The sequence below is a fragment of the Pseudoalteromonas sp. ATL1 genome (genome assembly GCF_058933015.1).
Map to the genome: position 1 here is coordinate 710310 of NZ_JBZYXL010000002.1, position 19509 is coordinate 729818.

Consider the following 19509-nt stretch of genomic DNA (forward strand, 5'->3'; position numbering starts at 1 on the left):
ATGACCAAAGACTTCGATTTAGAACAAGCCATTAAAGCCCTTCAGTCAGGGCAAGATCTGACAGGCAAAGATGGCTTCTTAACCCCTCTTATCAAACAGATCACCGAAGCTGCCTTAAAAGCAGAGCTGGAACAGCACCTTGTAGATGACGAGCAGCCTAACCGTAAAAATGGTTCTAGTAAGAAAACCGTTAAGTCTTCAGTGGGCACTTTCGAACTGGATACCCCGCGTGACCGTGCAGGCTCATTTGAGCCAAAGCTAGTTAAGAAAAACCAGACTAAGTTAACTGATGAGATCGACCGCAAGATCTTATCCATGTTTTCGCTTGGCATGAGCTATCGTGATATCCGCGGCCATGTTGAAGATATGTATGGTATTGACGTTTCTGAGGCTACCATCACAGGCGTTACCGACTGTTTGATACCCGAATTGAAAGAATGGCAGCAACGACCATTAGATGCGCTCTATCCGTTCGTCTGGCTTGATGCTATCCACTACAAAATTAAGGAAGATGGCCGCTATGTCAGCAAAGCGGTGTACACGATCTTAGGCTTAAACGTCGAAGGTAAGAAGGAGCTGCTTGGCCTGTACCTATCTGAGTCAGAAGGCGCGAACTACTGGCTATCTGTACTAACGGATCTGCATAACCGTGGCGTTGAAGATATCCTGATCGCCTGCGTGGATGGGCTGACAGGCTTCCCTGAAGCTATTGCAACCATTTACCCAAATACAGAAGTTCAGCAATGCGTTATTCACCAGATCCGCAACTCTATGAAGTACGTCGCTTCCAAGCATCAAAAGGAGTTCATGGCTGATCTAAAACCAGTTTACCGCGCTGTGAGCAAAGAAGCAGCAGAGATGGAACTTGAGCGTTTAGAGTCCAAATGGGGGCAACATTACCCGATAGTGCTCCGTTCTTGGCGAAACAAATGGGCAAACCTGTCCGTTTATTTTAAGTATCCAGAGTACGTTCGCAAGGCCATCTATACCACGAACGCTATCGAGGCTGTACATCGCCAATTCCGTAAGCTGACCAAGACTAAAGGCGGCTTCCCAAACGAAAACAGCTTGCTTAAGCTACTGTATGCTGGGATATTGAATGCTTCTAAGAAATGGACAATGCCAATTCAGAACTGGAATATGACATTGTCTCAACTGGCGATTCACTTCGATGGGCGCTTGGATGATGTCTTAGATATCTAACCAAAATTAGCTGACACAGAATTCTGAACGCCCTCAACTAAGGAGCTTGCTTGTATCCTTCACAACTAATAGTGATAGGTCTTGTCCCACTATTGCTATTTACAAACAAAGGCACAACATCAAAATTCCGATAGTAAATATAATCACGTTCAGTGATCTTCCCCTGCTCTAAGGATTGCTGTCTAACAAGCTCACATGCATCAGCTTCTAGTTGTTCTTGAGAAGCCATGCTATAACCACAGCTATATTCTACCCCTTGATTATCAACACCTAGCAACTCAAAATAAGCACTTTTCATTGCATCATCACGTTGATAAAGCACTGTGGTTGTTCCCTCATTCAGAGTCGTTGGCAGTACATCATTGCTTGAAAGGTTTTTTACAAAAGCAGAGCTTGGCACAAAATGGCCTCGTTGAGGTTTAATACCAACGTGTACTAATACCCCATCAGACTGTTCTTTAGCATAACAAACTAAAGGACTATCACTGGAGTCTTGCATACATTTAGCCCAAGTTGCCACTGTAGTCTCATCAGCTACTTGAATGAGCGCATGCGCAGCTCGACTGCCTCGGTATGATTTATCTTCAACAGAGCAATTTGCTTCTTTCCATTGTTCAACAGTACTGGTTTCACCTTCCACAGAAAAGCGATTCACAATACTTTGCATCAGCTCATCAGCAACATTATTTTGCGCACTACATAACCACTTACTAAGCGCTACTTTAGAAGCCAAACTTTGTGTATTTTGATAACTTTCAAACACCGTACGTGCCGTCTCAACGTTACAACTTTTGTAACTGCTGTATTCTCTGGCGCTTTGTCTCAAAGCTGTTTTCACCTTGATACTCACCGTATCGACTGCTCTAGTGCCGTTGTTATCCGTTACCACTAACTCAAACTCTAGCGTGGTATCACCCTCTAGTACTGGCGCGGTAAAAGAGGCATTCGCTTGGTCTTTATCTCGGATTGTTACTGCATAGCCTGATTTTTGTAACCATTGATAGCTTGCAATCGTTCCGTCAGAGTCTTCTGCTGTACTTACCATTCGAACTTCGGTACCTGATGTCACTGAGTCTGGCGCTGATATAGAAACCAGCGGCGGTAAATTCACATTACCCGGAACCCTGTGTTTTACTTTCACAGTAATGGTGTCTTTTGCCTTACCGCCTTTATCATCGGTTACCAAAAGCTCTAACTCAAGCGTACTGTCGGTATCAAGTACCGGAGCGGTAAAAGAGGCGTTCGCTTGGTCTTTATCTCGGATTGTCACAGTGTGGCCTGACTTTTGCGACCATTGGTAGCTTGCAATCGTTCCATCAGGGTCACTCGCAGTACTTGTTAAACGTACTTCGCTGCCAGATTCAGCATCCGCGATGGCCGTTATTACCACAGTCGGAAGTTGATTTTCATTTTTTTTTACAGTGTCCCGGTTACCGCTACTCCCTCCACAAGCAGATAGCATTGTGGAAAAAAAAACTGCAAATAAAGAGAGTTTAAATTGTTTATCTCTTTTTAATCCGACAAACATCATAATAGTCTTTCTCCTTTTGACTATATTAAAAAACTAAGTTAAAAATGCGATTTTAAATAACACCAAAGTTCACTTCAATGATTCACCAAACAACAAAAAATAAGAACTAAGAAAGAAAAATTTCATTAACAAAAAACCATCACAAATGTAAATAATTATAATCGGTATAATTGCCTGACTTCATCAATCAAACGATAACGTGAACTGCGCTTGCGCTCATGAGGTGCAAACTGCGAGCTTACGCTATCCAATAGGTCCACCGCACTTTTTAGTCTTTGAGTTTGCACTTCATTCAGTTGTTCAAATGCGGTAAGTTCGTTGATTTGAGCAATCGCAAATTCTTTAGCTGCGATGTCTTCGGGTAAACCTGAGCGTGTACATAAGCCGTAAGTGCCAGATAGAAAATATGGCCACTCAGACTCAATATGAGCTTTTATTCCTTCATTAACTTTAGGATCGTGACAATGGTAGCCTTGGCGCTTCAACTCTTCGATTTTTTGCTTATAGCGCGTCGAAAATAACTCAAAAGCACATTCAGCCGATGGCATCGACTGCAAAATTCCAAGCCAATATGTGTAACCTTTCGCATAATATTCAATCTCATCACTTTGTTCATGAGGACCAAAAAATGATTCACAATTCACATTTAGCTTCAAGCGATAAGAGGCTAGCGGCATTAAACCTTGTTGTTGCAGCTGCCTAAGCTGTGCTTCACTCACTTGAGTATGATTCAGTAACTGAGGTAAAGTTAGAAATGAGTTATTTAGATAATGGATCAGTTGCACTAAAGTACTTTCCTTAATTATACTACTCCGTATTAATTTGGCATTATCACACAACCTAATAATAATAAGCAACAAACCATTAGCGCTTTTATTTAAAAAACAATTTATATAAAAATAAGTTTTATCTGCATATAAAACATTTAATAAATTAATGGAAGATACGATGAAAAATACGGAACATAGTTTATCCCTTAGTTGCCAATGTGGCAGCATACGGGCGAATGTGTCAAATATTAGTGCGGCAAACTCAAATCACCTGCGCTGTTATTGTAAAGATTGCCAACAATTTGCAAAAGCCCTACATAGCTCGGAAAATATAGTCGATTCGTATGGTGGCACTCGTATTGTACAAGTGCCAATAGGCGACTTTAAAATCCTGAGTGGGCTAGAACATGTGGCGTGTTTACGTTTGTCTGAGTCTGGTTTATTTCGCTGGTATGCGCAATGTTGTAACACGCCCATAGGCAATACGCTAGGAGCTGGTTGGCCCTTCATTGGTTTGATCCATAACTTTATCCACGATGAGCAATTAGAGGAAAAAGTTGGGCCAGTAAAAGGCGCAGTTCACTTAAACGGTGCACTAGGTCGAGTTCCAGCTTCCTATTTAGGCACTCATACATCAAAAAAGCTGGTCTTGATCACCCTTTTGAACCTGTTACGCTGGAAACTACAAGGAAAAGCGCACCCTAATTGCCTTTTTGACCATGATAAAAAACCGATTGTCACGCCAAGAATACAAGCACACTAATCAGTGTGCTTGATGCTTAATGGCTGACCTTCTATGCCCGCATAAAATACCATTATTTCTACCGGCTCAGTGCCCACATTTTTGCCAGTATGCCATTGATCCACAAGTTCAACGATTGGATCTCCCGCTTTTAACTTAAGCACTTTACCCTCTTGCGATGTGACGGTTAATTCACCAGAGAGCATAACACCAGCATTAATGACTGGGTGCTTATGCTCCACAACCGTGGCACCGACAGGTATGGTGACTTTTAAAATGGTAATTTCAGGCTTTCCCTCTGGATATTGTGGTAATTCGCTGCCATCCCAACTTTTGGTACTCTTGACTACTTCGCTAAATGTGACAGGGGCTGGTTGTGAACTCGCACCAAAGCTTGCCAACAACACGGCCATCACACTAAATACAAACATTGCTTTCATTAAGTTATTTACCTTCGTTTAATTACAGACGATTCATCGCTCGCTCCTTTTGTTCCAGCAAGCATATCGTAACTCTTTGTTTAAGCACTACCTGCATTTAGCAGATCGTACCTCTTGACACGGATTTAAACGCCGTCTTGAAAGAGTCAAAAAAGTGAAAAAAGGCCTTTACCTAAAGTTAACTTGAGGTTCTAAAGTTATCTCAACTCGTAGGGGAGAACGAAAGATGACACTTAAACAGGCACTGAATCCAAATTTGTTAGACAGGATCATCGAATTAATAAATAACACTATGAATAATAAGTAGGGAGTAAATTATGCGCCTAGAGCACGTAAATATCGTTATCTCTAACATGGAGAAATCGTTACATTTTTATAAAGCCGCATTTCCACATTGGCATGTACGCAGTGAAGGCCAAGGTGAGTGGTATGGAAAAGCACGTCACTGGCTTCATTTTGGCGATGACTACAACTACATTGCGCTAAGTGATCATGGTGAAGGCAACAACCGCGTCTTAGAAGGCCACCAAGTCGGCTTAGCGCATTATGCTTTTGAAGTCAATAACTTGGATGCGCTAATAAAAAGGCTTGAAGAGGCCGGTTACCCAGTAGACAAGAGTAGTAACACGAATCCTTACAGACACAATGCTTACTTTATTGACCCTGACGGATTCGAAGTCGAGTTCGTTGAATATTTTAGTGATATACCATCCGAACGAAATAATGATGATTGAATAAATTAAGGCGAAATAAAAAGCCACAACACTTGATATGTTGTGGCTTTATACCTAGTAACAGCTTAGATTACCAAACTTTTGATACTCGAATTGACGCTACTGATTTGTCATCACTTTGCTCAAGTACATCAATAATAATCCCTTTTTTAGGAATATTACGGCCCGTTGCAGGACGGCGATAGTTTGAGTAATCATCCCAGTCGATAAAACGAGGGTTATTGTTTACGAATGGGTCAGATAAAGTCACGCCGCGAGTAATGCTCTTCCAATCAAAAGGCGCTTGTACATCTAAACTAAATGCCGCATCACGGATCTGAATTTCAGATCCAGCCATTTCACCTGTGCTATACATAATTGGGTTTCTATCAGCATCAACGAGACCTAACCAACCATCACCAGGGTGGTTACCAACGTGGTTATCACCTTGCACAACTCTATTACTGCCATCTGTGCTTTCTGGACGGTATGACGTGTCAACATACCAAACTAACATACCTGGTTCGTAGCTAATATTACGGAAAGTTTTTTCTAGAGACTTATCGACACCAAGGTGCTGACGCCACTCTACTAAGTAGTAATGTGGATAATCAAACTCACCGTTAGACGCTTCAAAACCATTCACAGTTAGTCCTGGGTTGCTCGCATTATCAGCGTCGAAGCTTGCCAATACACCTGAGTCCGACACTACTTCAATATCATCAAACATCACACCGACGAAACCAGTATTAAATGTCCAATATTGCATAGATACGGTTACGTTTTGGCCTGCAAAAGCGGATAGATCAAATTCTGCCTGACGCTTACCACCTGAGTAACCTGTGAATCCAGCTCCAATATATTGAGAGAAACGACTAGCAGTGTCGGTAATGTTACCATCTAGCACAAATTCCTCGCCTGCTGCATTTTTCACACGAACTTGTACAAGTGAGTTATTGCTATCAGTGTCGTAGTCCGCTGTAAATGACAATGTTGATTTTGCTTGAGCAGATAAATCCACAGGGAAATCTATTGTATAGATGGTAAGGTCAGAACCGACTAATTCAGAGCTGATAAAGCCTTTATTATCGCTGGGCTCTAACTTTTGTACCGTTTTATCTTCTAGATCGATACGAATATAGTCATTGTTATCACCGCGTACTGACGCTGTATCCAATTTGAAAATACTACCTGTGGCATTTAAGTCATTTTCATGAATATCTGTACCGACGAACCAGTTACCGCCCAAAGACGATTGTAAATATTGTTTCGCAAATGGGCTCATACCTGTTGGTGCTGTGCCTGATATTTCACCGCCGTACGAACCACCAGACATAACTGACCAATAACCGACCAATGAGCCCGGTGCTTTATCAATCTCGCCTAAGCCATCTTCGGTATAGTTAACGTCATACTCATCTGGTAAGCCTAAGTCATGGCCATACTCGTGTGCTGATACACCTGCTGCACCATCAACGGGTTGAAGCGTATAATCATTAATCAAGTAGCCCGTGCCACCGACAGGTTGAAAACCAACTGAAGAGCGATGTGACCAAATTGCATCCGCACCAAGTGCACCACCACCGGCAGCATGGTCAATTGATGAGTGGTAGACCATGACGTGGTCAATCACCCCATCCGGCTCTCTTAAATCACCATCACCGTCATAATCGTAGCGATCTTCTTGGTCAAAGTAACTCAGGTCCACATTAGGGTCATTGGCTAAGTGATTAATCGCTTCTAAAACAAGATCACGTGCATTACTATCTACTTGACCTGGACCACCCGGAGCGCCATAGTAAGCAGCATTATGTTTTGCGGTATACCAGCCATACACTTGACCTTCAACTTGATATGAGCCACCACTTTGATCTAAGTAGTATTGCTTCATACTCATCAGATTTTGACCAGACGGACCCGCATAGCCTGTTGACGAGAATAGCATGTCGTAATAGTGCTCTGGCGAATAATCTGAATAGTAGTTTTTAGTTAAATCAGGCGTCACCGCATTAACTGGATAATCAGGGAAATCGATAAGAAGCGCTAATACTCTATCTGTTGTAACTTTGCCTGACCAAGCACGGCCCTGCGCTGTTAACGGCTTTGAATTATCAAAACCACTACCACTGGCTTTACCTCGAGCTGAGTGCCACTGGCTTTTTAGTAATTGATTTCGGCTTATTTCAGCTTTACCACCTTGATTGTCTAGAAGAGGCTCTAGCTTTACTTCAACGGGTTGGGCGTATGAGTAGCCGCATGCGAGTGATACGGCTAAAGCCACTAACGCTTGTTTTGCCATGGTGACATCCTTCTTTATTATTATAATGAGACCCAAAAGGGCCCAAAGAAGGGACAAACATAAATTTATTAATATTTAATGTCAATTACTTTATAATTATTTAACAAGTTTATTTATCTCTTTTTGTTATAGCTTATCCTTCTTTAACCCAAATCCCTGATTCGCAATGACCTTGTATCGCGACTGTTTGCGCTTCAAACTCGGGCTCTTTTCCTTGTTGTCTTTGTGTTTGATAATCTTTAGTTAAAGCCACAACAGTGGGCGTTAACAGCACTATTGCAAAAATATTAACCAATGTCATCAGGCCCAGTGCCATATCTGCAAGACTCCACACTTCTTTTAAAGTGGCGGTTGCGCCCCATAACATCATGCTCAAATACATTAAGGTATAAATGCTCCTTCCTATCTTATTGTCGAGTTTAAACAGATGTAAGTTACTCTCTGCATAAGCAAAATTTGCAACTACCGAAGTGAACGCAAACAAGGTGATGGCTGCAGCGACAAAGTAAATCCCCCCTTGGGCAAGATGTGCTGTCATCGCATTTTGCGTCAAACGAATTCCTTCCATTTCACCGCTAATATCAATATCTGCAAGCAAAATAATTACGGCGGTACAGCTACACAGTACAATAGTATCGAAAAAGACACCCAGCATTTGGATATAACCTTGGGTTACAGGGTGATTCGGCACAGGACTGGCCGCCCCAGAGGCGTGGGGTACACTCCCAGCCCCAGCTTCATTTGAGTATAAACCTCTTTGCACACCATTTTTTATTGCAGCCCCCATTGCGCCAGCCCCAGCCTCTTGTAACCCAAACGCACTGAGAAAAACGTCTTTGAGCATGGCTGGTACATCTGCAATATTAATAATGGTAATTAACAATGCCGCACTCACAAACACGATCCCCATGACGGGCACTACACGTTCAGCAAAACGCGCTATGGCTTTAAAGCCGCCCAGAATAATTGATCCAGCGAGTACTGTGATCACCAAACCAGAATAAAAGCGAGGAATATCAAAAGCAAAAGACAAAGCATCGGTAATGGTATTTGTTTGCATGGCGCTAAAGCTAAAGCCATAACCTAAAAATAAGCATACCGCGAATACAATCGCGAGCCATCGCTTATTCAAACCCATTTCGATGTAATAGGCAGGACCCCCTCTAAATTCACCTTGGCTATCTCGTACCTTGTAAACTTGGCCCAACACACTTTCGGCAAAACCAGTGGCCATACCCAACAAAGCTATGACCCACATCCAAAATATAGCCCCACTGCCGCCGAGCGAAATCGCCACCGCAACCCCTGCTAAATTGCCCGTTCCCACCCTTGCGCTCAAGCCCGTGCATAACGCTTGAAATGAACTGACCTCTTCCTTACTTGCCTTACCGCTTCCCTTGAGCAAGGTGAACATATGACCAAACTGACGTACCTGTATAAAACCGAGGCGTATTGAAAACCAAGCTCCAGCAAAAAGTAGAAGGTAAATCAATAACTGACCTTCTCCCCACAATAGACCATTGATACTTGCGATGACTTCGTTGACCATAATGAGCCCCATTAGAGCACTTTTATGTGCTTCATTATTGTTGTTTTTTAAAGTGAATTCCCGCTAGCATACAGCGCACTGAACCACCAGCAGACTCCAGCGTCGGGATCGCCATTGGCAGCAATTTTGCTGTACGCTCTATCAGCGTACGCTGCGCTTTTGTAAGCGCATCATAAGCAGTTTGAGATAATGCCAATATTCTGCCATCGTGCCCTTGTAGCTCTAATGCATTGCCGCAAAATTGCGCAATTTGCCTAGGTGTTAACTCAACCACCGCTTTATTTTGTTGTTCGAACATTAACCGTAACGCGTTTTGCTGTTGCTTTTCAACTAACTCCATTCCTATCATGACAAAATCAGTTGCCACGCACATCAACACATTGGTGTGATAAATCGCAACGCCTTGTTCATCAAAGGCATTAAAAACGACGGCTCGGTATCCTAGCTGTTCACATACTTGCTCCACCAATTGCGGATTTGTTCTCTTTGATTGTACTGCATAAGCCACTTTATGTTGATGATCGAGAACCATGGAGCCGGTTCCTTCCAAAAATAATCCACTGTCAGCCAAACGACTCAAATATGTACTCGAAACCACCTCATATTCTTGATGTAAAAATTCAATGATGTCCTCTCGTTTTTCCGCTCGTCTATTTGCGGCATACATAGGATAGGTGATCAGTTGACCGTCACTATGGGTTGAAAACCAATTGTTTGGAAACACAGAATCTGGTGTTAACTGCGTTTTATCTTCAAATAAGTGGACCGCCACACCAGCGTTTTGTAATAAGCGCACAACGTTAGACACTTCTTGATAAGCCAATTCGCTCACATTTTTACTATCAACGCTGACTTGATAAGCGTTGTCTTGCATCGTTTGTGGGTTAGAGACGAAATGGTGAGGGCGGATCATCACCACTGCATTGGGCGTTTGTAATTGATTCATACTACAACCTGTACTGCGCTACTGACTTCGTTTGTGCAAGATATTTCACCGTGCAAAGTCAATGTCATAATTCATTACCATAGATGAACAAAGTGTATCGTGCGAGCTTTCAAGCACTCTATGCCTGATTACTTGACAGATCACCATTGTAGATACCCGTTCATGCCGATTATCCGTTTCGCTACAAGAAGCTGTGAGCAAATTAGAGATATACTATAAACTGGCAACAAAGCAGTTAAAATGCTAAAAATATATACAATATGTGGTATTTTTTGACATTTTACATATCCACTTAGTACAAAATGTATATTTCTATGCTTAATGACAGTGATATTCGATATGGTGAAACGTGCAACCTTATTTATATGACCCTTTAGACAAAGCACTCATCTCAGTGTTAAGAAAGGACGGCCGCGCATCAGTATCAACGCTGGCTAATTCTCTTAAAGTCTCCAGAGGCACAATACAAAACCGTTTAGACCGGCTTATTAGTAGTGGCGCCATTCTCGGGTTTACTGTTCGGGTCCATGAACAAATTGATAGTGACTGTGTACGCGCCATAATGATGATTGAGGTTGTCGGTCAGTCCACATCTCAAGTGATCCACAAACTCAGAGGTATTCCCGAACTCGTTAAGATCCATACCACCAATGGTGCTTGGGACCTTATTGTCGAGATTAAAGCGGCAAACCTCAGCGAATTTGACGGTGTACTACGAGAGGTAAGAGAAATTAACGGTATTTTGAATAGTGAAACCAGCATTATGCTGTCAACAACTTAAGCCCACGCTAATTTTTTTGGCCTGTGTATTTGATATAGATTGCATCTATTTCATCGCGATCAATCATGACTTGTAGTGCTTGATTTAGCTCTTGTTGCAACGTGGTTAAGTGTGGTTGCAGACGCATCGCGACTTCAGCGGTTTCAACCGTGTAGGCAAACTTAAACTGACGATACGGTACGTTATTGGCCATGTAGTAATGCGCGGTGTCTTTACCAATTAACACATAATCTAATCTGCCATAGGCAAGTTGACCAAGTAGTTCTTTTTCAGAAACATTTTCATAGATCAGCAGTTTATCTTCGTCGAAATGCTGTTCAAATGAACCATATCGATACCCTCTAACTTTGCCAACCACGCTGCCATAGGCTTGAATGATGTTTTCTAACGTGTTCCCGTGATTTGCGAGTAACACTTCTGTCGATGTGGCGTAGGTTTGCGTATATATTCCGGGTACTTTTTGATGAATACGCCAGTGTGGACTGACCCCAGGTTCAATATCAACTTGTTTGGTATCAAAAAAGCGTTGCCCTCGGGCTACGGAGGTAGCGACGAATTTAAATTCATGCCCTGTCAACTCAGCCAAACGCTCAAAAATATCGGCAAAGATCCCCACCACTTGCTGTTGTTCTTTGAAGCTATAAGGTGGATTAGCGCCATGATAAACAAGAACATTATAGGTTGCACAAAAAGCTGGGCTCATAAAAAATAAACAACCTAAGAGCCAGAATTTCATTGCACAACCTCAGAGCACGCCGTTTGATACGTTCTTTAGTTATAGCATTCAGCGCAATTTATGTACAAAACCAACTCTGTTACTGCCGCTTAGTTTCGCAACTATCATGTAAATATGCGCAGTGTAAAATCACCAATAAATTGCTAATAAACCATAAATCTTTAATCACAAACTGACCCAGTCCTGCCAACACGGTTTGCGAACTAAACGCACCACTGGCGGTAAATAAGAAGCTTTGCGTCATAACAAACACGGCACCGCAACCCATTGCGGCGACCAACAGTAAACGCTTATTTCTGGCTTTAATGGCGACAGCCAACAAGGCAGCCATCAAAATGTCGTAAGTGCCTATCAGGTTAGATGCCCACTGTACCGAAAAAAGTTCATACAGCCATGACATAAAAGGTGATGTACTGACAAGTGACACTATGCCCTTGGCCTCAAACTCGTAGAACTTTAGTCCACCAATCCAAAACAACACCGTAGCAACGGGGATATAGTTAAGCCATGTCAACTGCGCGTGAGAAAATCGAGCTGAGTAAAAAAGGCTTAGCCCCAACGGCAATAAAGCCAAATACTTGATCACCCCTTGACCCGACCCAAGAATGGGAAAACCACCCAGATCTTGAATATAACGACTTGCATCAAGCAAAGTGAATAAAGGTATTACAGCGATGACTGCTAACAGCCACATACCGATCTGAGCGATTCGAAGCCTTTGCCCTAATGCGAGTAGCACCGCCGTACACAACATTAAAACACCAAATAGGTAGCTAAAGTGAGTCGCTGTCAGAAAGCGCTCAAGGTGATAGAAGCTCACCATCAAAGCCATTTCTTTAGGACTGCCATCTAATAAATAAGCAATTCCGAGCAGCGCTAGGCTGATCATTAAACATATTTTAATTGCATGGTTGAAATACTGATGATTCATTACAGTTGCTCAATAAAACGAATATGACCAAGGTAGACCGAGTTAATGCAGATTTACATTCACCCCATCCGTTTATCTGGGGAAGTGTACGCAATATAGCATTCTGTCACTTTCTAGCGCCGCAGTTTGATTGAAAAAGCAAATGCTTGAATTACCAAAGTTATTAAGGTAAGTATGTTGATTAAACAATCACGTAGGAATCATCTTCATGGGAAAAACACTCGCGCTGCTATTACTGTCACTCAGCTTGCCCTGTACCGCTATTGTTACTCGACATGATGTGGACAATAAAAAGTATTTAGCGAATGCCACTGACTTTCCCCCCTTAGCCACGTTTTATATCGATGGCGCCCATGGCACACTGATCAAGCCACAGTGGGTCGTCACTGCAGCACATGCGACTTTTTGTTTAGGATCAGGCAAATTGATTGCTATCAACAATCAACTACATGAAGTAGAAAATATTTTTGTACACAAAGAGTACACACCAGGAAAAAGCCATGATATTGCGCTGATAAAATTGGCACAGCCTATCGTCGACATCAAACCTGCCATACCTTATGTCGGAGAGGATGAAAGAGAACAAGTGGTTTGGTTTATTGGTGTGGGAGGTACAGGCAATGGCAAAACAGGGCAAACCATTGATAACTTTGAAAACAAGGGCATCTTACGCAAAGCACAAAACAAAGTAGAACAAGCAATTGGCCCGTTACTTAAATTTAAGTTTGATAAAAACAATGATGCGTTACCCTTTGAAGGCGTATCCGGTGGCGGCGATAGCGGTGGCCCTGCATATCTCGTCCGCGATAATGCATTTTATATTTTAGGAATTAGCTCTCGGTTTACGGGAGCAGGCATAGGCAAATATGGCATTGTAGAGATTTATACGCGTGTGTCTTATTTCAATCAGTGGATAAATGACATCATGGATGGAGACGCTCAAAAGCAACACCAGCTGTCTACTTCAAAGCTAGCCAAATTACCTGCGGGGCTAACAGAGACATTACTACCTACGGTATGTGGTGACATAGGACTAAAGGCTAACTCGTTCAAGAAAAACACAAATTAGGTAGTAATTTTGACCCTGTTTTGATAACAATAGACGCTTAGCTTTTCAAAACCCCCATTTCTAATAAAAAGCAGGAGCGAGGCATGAGTGTCGATTACCCACTGATAGCAATGTATATTACGGCGATTATAATTTTTCTTGGAACACCAGGACCTGTTGCTATCCTGGTCGCAAACAGCAGCATTAAAGGAGGCATATCAGCAGGGTGTAAAACCATTATTGGAACTAACGTTGCTTCCATTGTATTGATTTCAATATCGTTTTTAGTGATCCAAGGTGTTTTTTCTACGAATGAGACTGCACTTGCACTTTTGACTCTACTTGGGTCATTTTACCTTTTGTATTTTGCAATTGATATTTTACGTTCAAAAGTTTCTTTAGAGACTAGTAATATAACTAAAGACATAAAGACGTCTTGGTTTAGGAATGGCTTTTTAATTGGGATTTCAAACCCTAAAGATATTTTATTTTTTATGGCTTTTTTCCCTGCCTTTTTTCACATCACTGACAACACTCACGCTTCAATGGCTATTTTACTTTTAATTTGGGTAGTCTTAGATTACGCGTTGCTTTCATTGCTGTCTTTCACCTTTACTAAAGTATCTAAGCAAAGCACAGCCAATCTAATCAACAAATGCTCTGGAGTTATCTTATTGATTGTCGCATCTTATGCACTATATTCATCAATTGATAAAATGACAGCGCGATTCAACTAGCCTTGCTAAGGCCCAAGCCACTTAATGGTCGCTTGGGCAACTAGCCATCACCCCAAATTAATTTGATACGTAGGCGGCTTATTCATTTGTTTACCTAAGCCTTTTAGACCTAGCCACCAAGCAAAGGTAACCACTGCCATAACCGCCAACCAAGTACTTGCAAAAACAGGATTCTGCGCAAAATGCGCTAATTGATAAATACTGGTAGACAAGATGTATGCAAGTGATGTGGTCCAACCAATCACGAGCCACATCCAACGCGCACCAGACTCACGCTTCACAGCGCCCAATACAGCAACGCATGGGGTGTATAGCAAGATCAGCACTAAGTAGCTAAACGCACCTATTTGGCCATTAAATTGACTGGCCATTTGGGTAAGTAAAGTATTGCTATTGGCGTCAGTTTCTTCCAAGGCACCTAAACCAAGCGGATCGCCTAAATTACTTAACAAATCAACAAGGTTTGTACCAATAGTGCCCACTGCTTCAACCGTCGCATTCACGAGTGAATACTCAGTCGTTTCTTGCTCTTGACCAATGTAAAGCGCATCTAACGTACCAACAATCGCTTCTTTTGCAAATAATCCCGTAACGATACCCACAGTTGCTGGCCAGTTATCTTCTTCAATACCTAAAGGTTTAAAAGCTGGCGTCACTATCTGAGCGCCTTTGGCTAGCAATGAGTGATCGGTATTTTCATTGCCAAAGCTGCCATCCGTGCCGATTGAATTAAGCATACTGAGTAACACCACCACCATCACAATGGTTTTACCTGCACGCATAATAAAATTCTTCAAACGGTGCCAAGTCGTCAACCAAATATTGCGCCAAACCGGCATATGGTATGCGGGCATTTCCGTGTAAGACGGCGTTTTTTCGCCCGTAAAAACCAACTTTCTGAATACAAAGCCACTGCCAACAGCAACCACAATGCCCAGCAAATACAACGCAAACACCACATTGGCACCATTGGTTGGGAAAAACGCCGCTGCAAATAGCGCGTATACAGTAAGCCGTGCACCACATGACATAAACGGCGCCATGATAATGGTCAACAAACGATCTGACTCTCTATTCATGGTACGCGCCGACATCACCGCTGGCACATTACAGCCAAATCCAACAATGAGAGGCACAAACGCATTGCCAGGTAGGCCAATGGATGACATTAATCTATCGATTACAAATGCGGCGCGAGACAAGTAACCGCTGTCTTCTAAGAGCGATAAACACAAATACAGCACACCGATCACTGGAATAAAGGTTGCCACCAGCTGCACACCCGCACCAAAGCCATCAGCGAGTAACACACCAAGCCAAGCTGGTGCGCCAATGCCACCGAGTACTTCTTTCACCCCGTCAATCAGCAGTGCACCGACAAAAATATCAAAAAAATCAATAAATACCGCACCAAAGTTAACCGCGATAGTAAACATTAAATACATCATAGCTAAGAATATAGGCACGCCTAGGAACCGATTTAGAACAATTTTATCAATTCTGTCGGTTAAATCTGAACGTTCCGGAGAGATCACGTTGACCCCATGAGTGAGCGTCCTGACCTTTTTGTATCGCGCCGTTGTCGCTGCAACGGGGTCGTTACTACTGGACGGCTCCATTGCTTTAACAACACGCTTTTCATTGTCTTCTAACTGCTTGTTTAAAGCGACACCAAGGGCTCGATTTAGCTGCTCCGTGCCTTTGCCTGTAGACCCCACCATCGCCACAACAGGCAACGAAAGTCGATCACTCAACAAGTCAACATTAAGTGATTTACCACGCTGAGTAGCCACATCAACCATGTTTGCAACCACCACCATAGGTGTGTCGATCTCTTGCAATTGTGTGGTTAAGATGAGATTGCGCTCTAAGTTCGCGGCATCAACAATATTGATAATAAAGTCAGCACCACCAGAGCGTAGAAAATCGATCGCTATTTGCTCGTCTTGGCCCGGCTCTAGTTGCTCTAAGCTATACAAACCTGGCAAGTCTATCAGCTCTACAACGTCGCCATTTTCTAAAGTAAATTGACCCGTTTTTTGTTCAACCGTCACCCCCGGCCAGTTCCCTACTTTTTGCTTGGAACCAGTGAGACGGTTAAACAGCGTGGTTTTACCACAGTTAGGATTACCAACTAATGCTATTTTCATCCGCAATCCTTAGTTAAGTGTTTGTTGTTAAAGAAATGAAATCTGCGTCGCTTTTACGCACGCTCACGAGGGTATCACCTACTTTCACTTGCAGCGGACAGCCCATCGGCGCTACATTCATCAACTCGATTTGCTCACCCGGCACAATGCCCAGTGCCATAATACGGCTCGCAAGTGCAATATCTTGATAATTTAAGGCGTCAATCACCGCCTTTTGCTTTGGTTTTAATTCGTTCAGAGTCATAGAAAATAACGCTATTGCAAGTGACAATAGTTCCCATTACCATTTTCTTGGATAATAACGCACTCCTAAAGTGAATAAAAGAAGCACTGAGAATAAAGTCTGATCTTTCTAGTAAGATCTTTCTAAGATCCAAACAGAGTACGAAGAAAAGCATGAGAAAAGGAAAGTCAGTATTGCTGAGAATAAGAAAAATATGGGCGGCAACACTCGCCGCACATAGAACGGTGTTACTGATTTAACTTTGCTTTCGCTTCTTCAACTTTTGCAAAGTCTAACCCCAACTCCTCAACCGCTTCTTTGATCAAAGCTGGGTTTTGCATCACTAATCCCATCAATTGTTGTAGCTTTTCTTGAGGTATGCCTAAGTTGGCAATAATGCCCATTGCCATCATTGGGTTCTCAGTCAGCGTTTGAAATAATTCATTCACTTGCGCATCGCTGATATTGTGTTCTTTTAAAATTGCTAAAATAGGGTTCATGGTTATGCCTTAAATAAGTTACTTGAGTCAGAGTTGCACTGACTCAAAAGCAGATTATACCTATAAATAATGGCTTACATTGCGTTTTTCAAGCCTAGCGCTGTTTCATAAACGCGACAGCAAGACCTGAAGACACAAATGTGACTCCTGCGCCTATATTCAAGCCTGCAACCACTTTGGGTTTATGAGTCAACCATGCCGTTAACTTTGAAGCAAAAAACACATCCATCGAAAACATACACATTCTCTTTTTATGATGGGTGATATTGTCTTAAATTAATTCGACTTAAGCGCCGTAAGTTAGTTCCCATTTTATTTCGCTAAACGTCGAAACATCGCTTCCAGTGGCCCTGATCTGAAAAATGATAGCCAGACTATGCTCAACAGCACTGATAATCCGCAAAACACAAAAGCACACATAAGGGCCATTTCTATGGTTTGTTTGCCCAATAACCCTAAGGCTTCAAGTGTTCCCATGCCCAAAATCACATGTAACACATAAAATGTCAGCGATAGCTGACCAGTTTTTGCCAGCGCATTTACCCATTGCGCATGCTGGTATCTATCAGCCAAATATAAACACCCTATAATGACTAGCACAGCCGTAGACGTGGCGGATACCATATAATAAGGCATCGGCGGCATCATGTTAGAGGTCAGCAAAGAGACCAGTTCAGGCGACACATCCATCTTGGGACCTTCCAGCCATGCCCGAAGCATATAAAGCATGCCCTCAATACCGACAAAGATAAACACAGCGCATTTCGCTAATAAGCGCTGAAAGCGCTTATTAGCGAAATTTTGGCGGCCCAGCCACATGCCAAAAAGCAAAAACGCCACCCAAGGAAAAACAGGGTGAAACCCATTAAACAACATGTGTCGTATCATCCCTTGCCCCGTCCACAAACCTGTATAGTCTAGCGTTTCCCAATTCCAACCATGTTCATAATCAAACCAAAACAATAGCTCTACAAAGCCAAAGACAAATGCAACACACAGCCACAACAAGTGCTTGCTAGACACATTAAAAACACAGGCTGCAACCAAAAAATATAAGCCATAAAAGTGTAAAATGTCGGCAGGCCAAATTGGGGTATAGAGCAAACCAATTGCGAGTAACAGCAAACCTCGTTTTATTATCTGCTTGCGTACTAGGTTTAGGCGGAAGGGATCATCAGACTTCATTGCTTTGTTAGTGAGGATACTCAAGCCGATACCAGCGAGAATAACAAACAGAGCCGACGCTCGCCCTTCAAACAGACCGGCAAAATACAATAAAGCCGCTTGTCCTGACTTTGCTCCCATTACCAGCTTAAAGTTGACTAAAATCATACCAAATAGCGCGAGGGCGCGCGCAACATCAATCCCTAATAACCGTGTAGCCATTATCTGTTTGCCTTGTATCAATCGATGATTTCTAGCATAAAATAATGGCGAGGAATTTCTGTAAGGAATGGTTTTTAATCTGCGATAAACCTATCGTACTTTTTTACATCTCATTACATATGACTTCGCAGTTTGTGTTCAAGGTTATTACGCACAGCAGGCCATTCTGAGGCAACTATTGAATACACCGCCGTATCTCTAAGCGAACCGTCGGGCATAATTTGATGGGCTCGAAGAATGCCATCTAACTTTGCGCCTAAACGCTCAATCGCATTACGAGAAGCTTGATTAAAAAAGTGTGTCCTAAACTCAACGGCGATGGCATCACACGACTCAAACAAATTTTGCAGTAGCAGTAGTTTTGCTTCGGTGTTTACAGCCGTTCTTTTTACTGCATTTGCATACCAAGTGTAGCCAATCGCCGCGCGACGATTAGCATCATCCACTTGATAGTATCGTGTTGTACCCACAACCTGCTTTGTTTCATTATGCATGACGATATAAGCAATATTACCAAGCTCCGCACCTTGGATTGCAGTGGCAACATAATCCGGCATTTGCTCAGGTTTTGGCACATTCGCATACCAAAGCTGCCAACTTTGACCATCTTCAACCGCAGATTGTAGCGCTTCAACATGCGCCATCTTAATCGGCACTAAAGTTACAACGCGGCCTATAAGTGGCGTATTTTTGATCCACATTATTGTTATTTCCTTTATGATCTATTATTCAATGGTACACTGCTGCCTTAGGTTAAACCTATAAACCGCAAGTTCAATTTCAGGTTTATGAACAGGCAAATTTTGAACAACCCGTGGAGTAGA

General features: G+C 42.5%; 20 protein-coding genes. 6 read left to right on the top strand and 14 right to left on the bottom strand.

Translation table 11 applies throughout. The annotated features are described in order from the left end of the window. On the top strand, positions 1 to 1203 hold the full coding sequence (locus AC5FX4_RS21160; RefSeq protein ID WP_493605020.1) for an IS256 family transposase: 1203 nt from the start codon (positions 1 to 3) through the stop codon (positions 1201 to 1203). 37 nt (positions 1204 to 1240) lie between these two features. On the opposite strand, the gene AC5FX4_RS21165 is transcribed toward AC5FX4_RS21160, so the two are convergent. Together AC5FX4_RS21165 and AC5FX4_RS21170 are read right to left on the bottom strand one after the other, a co-directional pair. After that, on the bottom strand, positions 1241 to 2734 hold the full coding sequence (locus AC5FX4_RS21165; RefSeq protein ID WP_493608397.1) for a PKD domain-containing protein: 1494 nt from the start codon (positions 2732 to 2734) through the stop codon (positions 1241 to 1243). A gap of 155 nt (positions 2735 to 2889) precedes the next feature. Further along, entirely contained in the window at positions 2890 to 3519 is a 630-nt protein-coding gene (locus AC5FX4_RS21170) for a DUF6058 family natural product biosynthesis protein (RefSeq protein WP_493608398.1), read from the bottom strand. 163 nt (positions 3520 to 3682) lie between these two features. Between AC5FX4_RS21170 and AC5FX4_RS21175 the strand changes: the two genes are divergently transcribed. After that, entirely contained in the window at positions 3683 to 4267 is a 585-nt protein-coding gene (locus AC5FX4_RS21175; protein WP_493608399.1) for a DUF6151 family protein, read from the top strand. Here the strand turns inward: AC5FX4_RS21175 and AC5FX4_RS21180 are convergent. Beyond that, complete coding sequence (locus tag AC5FX4_RS21180; protein ID WP_493608400.1) at positions 4264 to 4686, bottom strand: cupin domain-containing protein; 423 nt, start codon at positions 4684 to 4686, stop codon at positions 4264 to 4266. The two genes, AC5FX4_RS21175 and AC5FX4_RS21180, sit on opposite strands and share 4 nt — an antisense overlap. 317 nt (positions 4687 to 5003) lie before the next feature. On the opposite strand from AC5FX4_RS21180, the gene AC5FX4_RS21185 reads away from it, so the two are divergent. Next, complete coding sequence (locus AC5FX4_RS21185) at positions 5004 to 5420, top strand: VOC family protein (protein WP_493608401.1); 417 nt, start codon at positions 5004 to 5006, stop codon at positions 5418 to 5420. A 70-nt stretch (positions 5421 to 5490) separates the two neighbouring features. Here AC5FX4_RS21185 and AC5FX4_RS21190 read toward each other — a convergent pair whose 3' ends face one another. The 3 genes from AC5FX4_RS21190 to ctlX all read right to left on the bottom strand — a co-directional run bounded on the left by AC5FX4_RS21190 (position 5491) and on the right by ctlX (position 10193). Next, entirely contained in the window at positions 5491 to 7698 is a 2208-nt protein-coding gene (locus AC5FX4_RS21190) for an immune inhibitor A domain-containing protein (protein WP_493608402.1), read from the bottom strand. 133 nt (positions 7699 to 7831) lie between these two features. Then, positions 7832 to 9247, bottom strand: a complete 1416-nt coding sequence (locus tag AC5FX4_RS21195; RefSeq protein WP_493608403.1) for an alanine/glycine:cation symporter family protein — start codon at positions 9245 to 9247, stop codon at positions 7832 to 7834. A gap of 34 nt (positions 9248 to 9281) precedes the next feature. Continuing rightward, entirely contained in the window at positions 9282 to 10193 is a 912-nt protein-coding gene (gene ctlX / locus AC5FX4_RS21200; protein ID WP_493608404.1) for a citrulline utilization hydrolase CtlX, read from the bottom strand. 349 nt (positions 10194 to 10542) lie between these two features. On the opposite strand from ctlX, the gene AC5FX4_RS21205 reads away from it, so the two are divergent. Next, complete coding sequence (locus tag AC5FX4_RS21205) at positions 10543 to 10974, top strand: Lrp/AsnC family transcriptional regulator (RefSeq protein ID WP_493608405.1); 432 nt, start codon at positions 10543 to 10545, stop codon at positions 10972 to 10974. A gap of 7 nt (positions 10975 to 10981) precedes the next feature. Here AC5FX4_RS21205 and AC5FX4_RS21210 read toward each other — a convergent pair whose 3' ends face one another. Together AC5FX4_RS21210 and AC5FX4_RS21215 are read right to left on the bottom strand one after the other, a co-directional pair. Beyond that, positions 10982 to 11710, bottom strand: coding sequence for a substrate-binding periplasmic protein (locus AC5FX4_RS21210; RefSeq protein ID WP_493608406.1), 729 nt, complete (start codon positions 11708 to 11710; stop codon positions 10982 to 10984). Between the two features lie 79 nt (positions 11711 to 11789). Then, a complete protein-coding gene (locus AC5FX4_RS21215; RefSeq protein WP_493608407.1) occupies positions 11790 to 12641 on the bottom strand; it encodes a DUF417 family protein in 852 nt (283 codons plus the stop codon). A 208-nt stretch (positions 12642 to 12849) separates the two neighbouring features. Between AC5FX4_RS21215 and AC5FX4_RS21220 the strand changes: the two genes are divergently transcribed. Continuing rightward, positions 12850 to 13710, top strand: coding sequence for a trypsin-like serine protease (locus tag AC5FX4_RS21220; protein WP_493608408.1), 861 nt, complete (start codon positions 12850 to 12852; stop codon positions 13708 to 13710). An 83-nt stretch (positions 13711 to 13793) separates the two neighbouring features. Next, entirely contained in the window at positions 13794 to 14426 is a 633-nt protein-coding gene (locus AC5FX4_RS21225) for a LysE family translocator (RefSeq protein WP_493608409.1), read from the top strand. A gap of 47 nt (positions 14427 to 14473) precedes the next feature. Here the strand turns inward: AC5FX4_RS21225 and feoB are convergent, their stop codons facing one another. From feoB to AC5FX4_RS21255, 6 genes are all read right to left on the bottom strand, one after another. Further along, the gene (feoB, locus tag AC5FX4_RS21230) at positions 14474 to 16576 is read right to left on the bottom strand and encodes a ferrous iron transport protein B (RefSeq protein ID WP_493608410.1); all 2103 of its coding nucleotides are present in this window, start codon (positions 16574 to 16576) and stop codon (positions 14474 to 14476) included. Between the two features lie 13 nt (positions 16577 to 16589). Then, positions 16590 to 16820, bottom strand: a complete 231-nt coding sequence (locus AC5FX4_RS21235) for a FeoA family protein (protein WP_493608411.1) — start codon at positions 16818 to 16820, stop codon at positions 16590 to 16592. A 227-nt stretch (positions 16821 to 17047) separates the two neighbouring features. Then, positions 17048 to 17299: a DUF2999 family protein gene (locus AC5FX4_RS21240; RefSeq protein ID WP_493608412.1), complete on the bottom strand. Its 252-nt coding sequence runs from the start codon at positions 17297 to 17299 to the stop codon at positions 17048 to 17050. 94 nt (positions 17300 to 17393) lie between these two features. Then, positions 17394 to 17537 (bottom strand): hypothetical protein, encoded by a 144-nt coding sequence (locus AC5FX4_RS21245; RefSeq protein WP_493608413.1) that lies wholly within the window; start codon positions 17535 to 17537, stop codon positions 17394 to 17396. 74 nt (positions 17538 to 17611) lie between these two features. Continuing rightward, the gene (locus tag AC5FX4_RS21250) at positions 17612 to 18685 is read right to left on the bottom strand and encodes a DUF418 domain-containing protein (protein WP_493608414.1); all 1074 of its coding nucleotides are present in this window, start codon (positions 18683 to 18685) and stop codon (positions 17612 to 17614) included. A gap of 113 nt (positions 18686 to 18798) precedes the next feature. Beyond that, complete coding sequence (locus AC5FX4_RS21255) at positions 18799 to 19386, bottom strand: GNAT family N-acetyltransferase (protein WP_493608415.1); 588 nt, start codon at positions 19384 to 19386, stop codon at positions 18799 to 18801. Positions 19387 to 19509 lie beyond the last annotated feature (123 nt).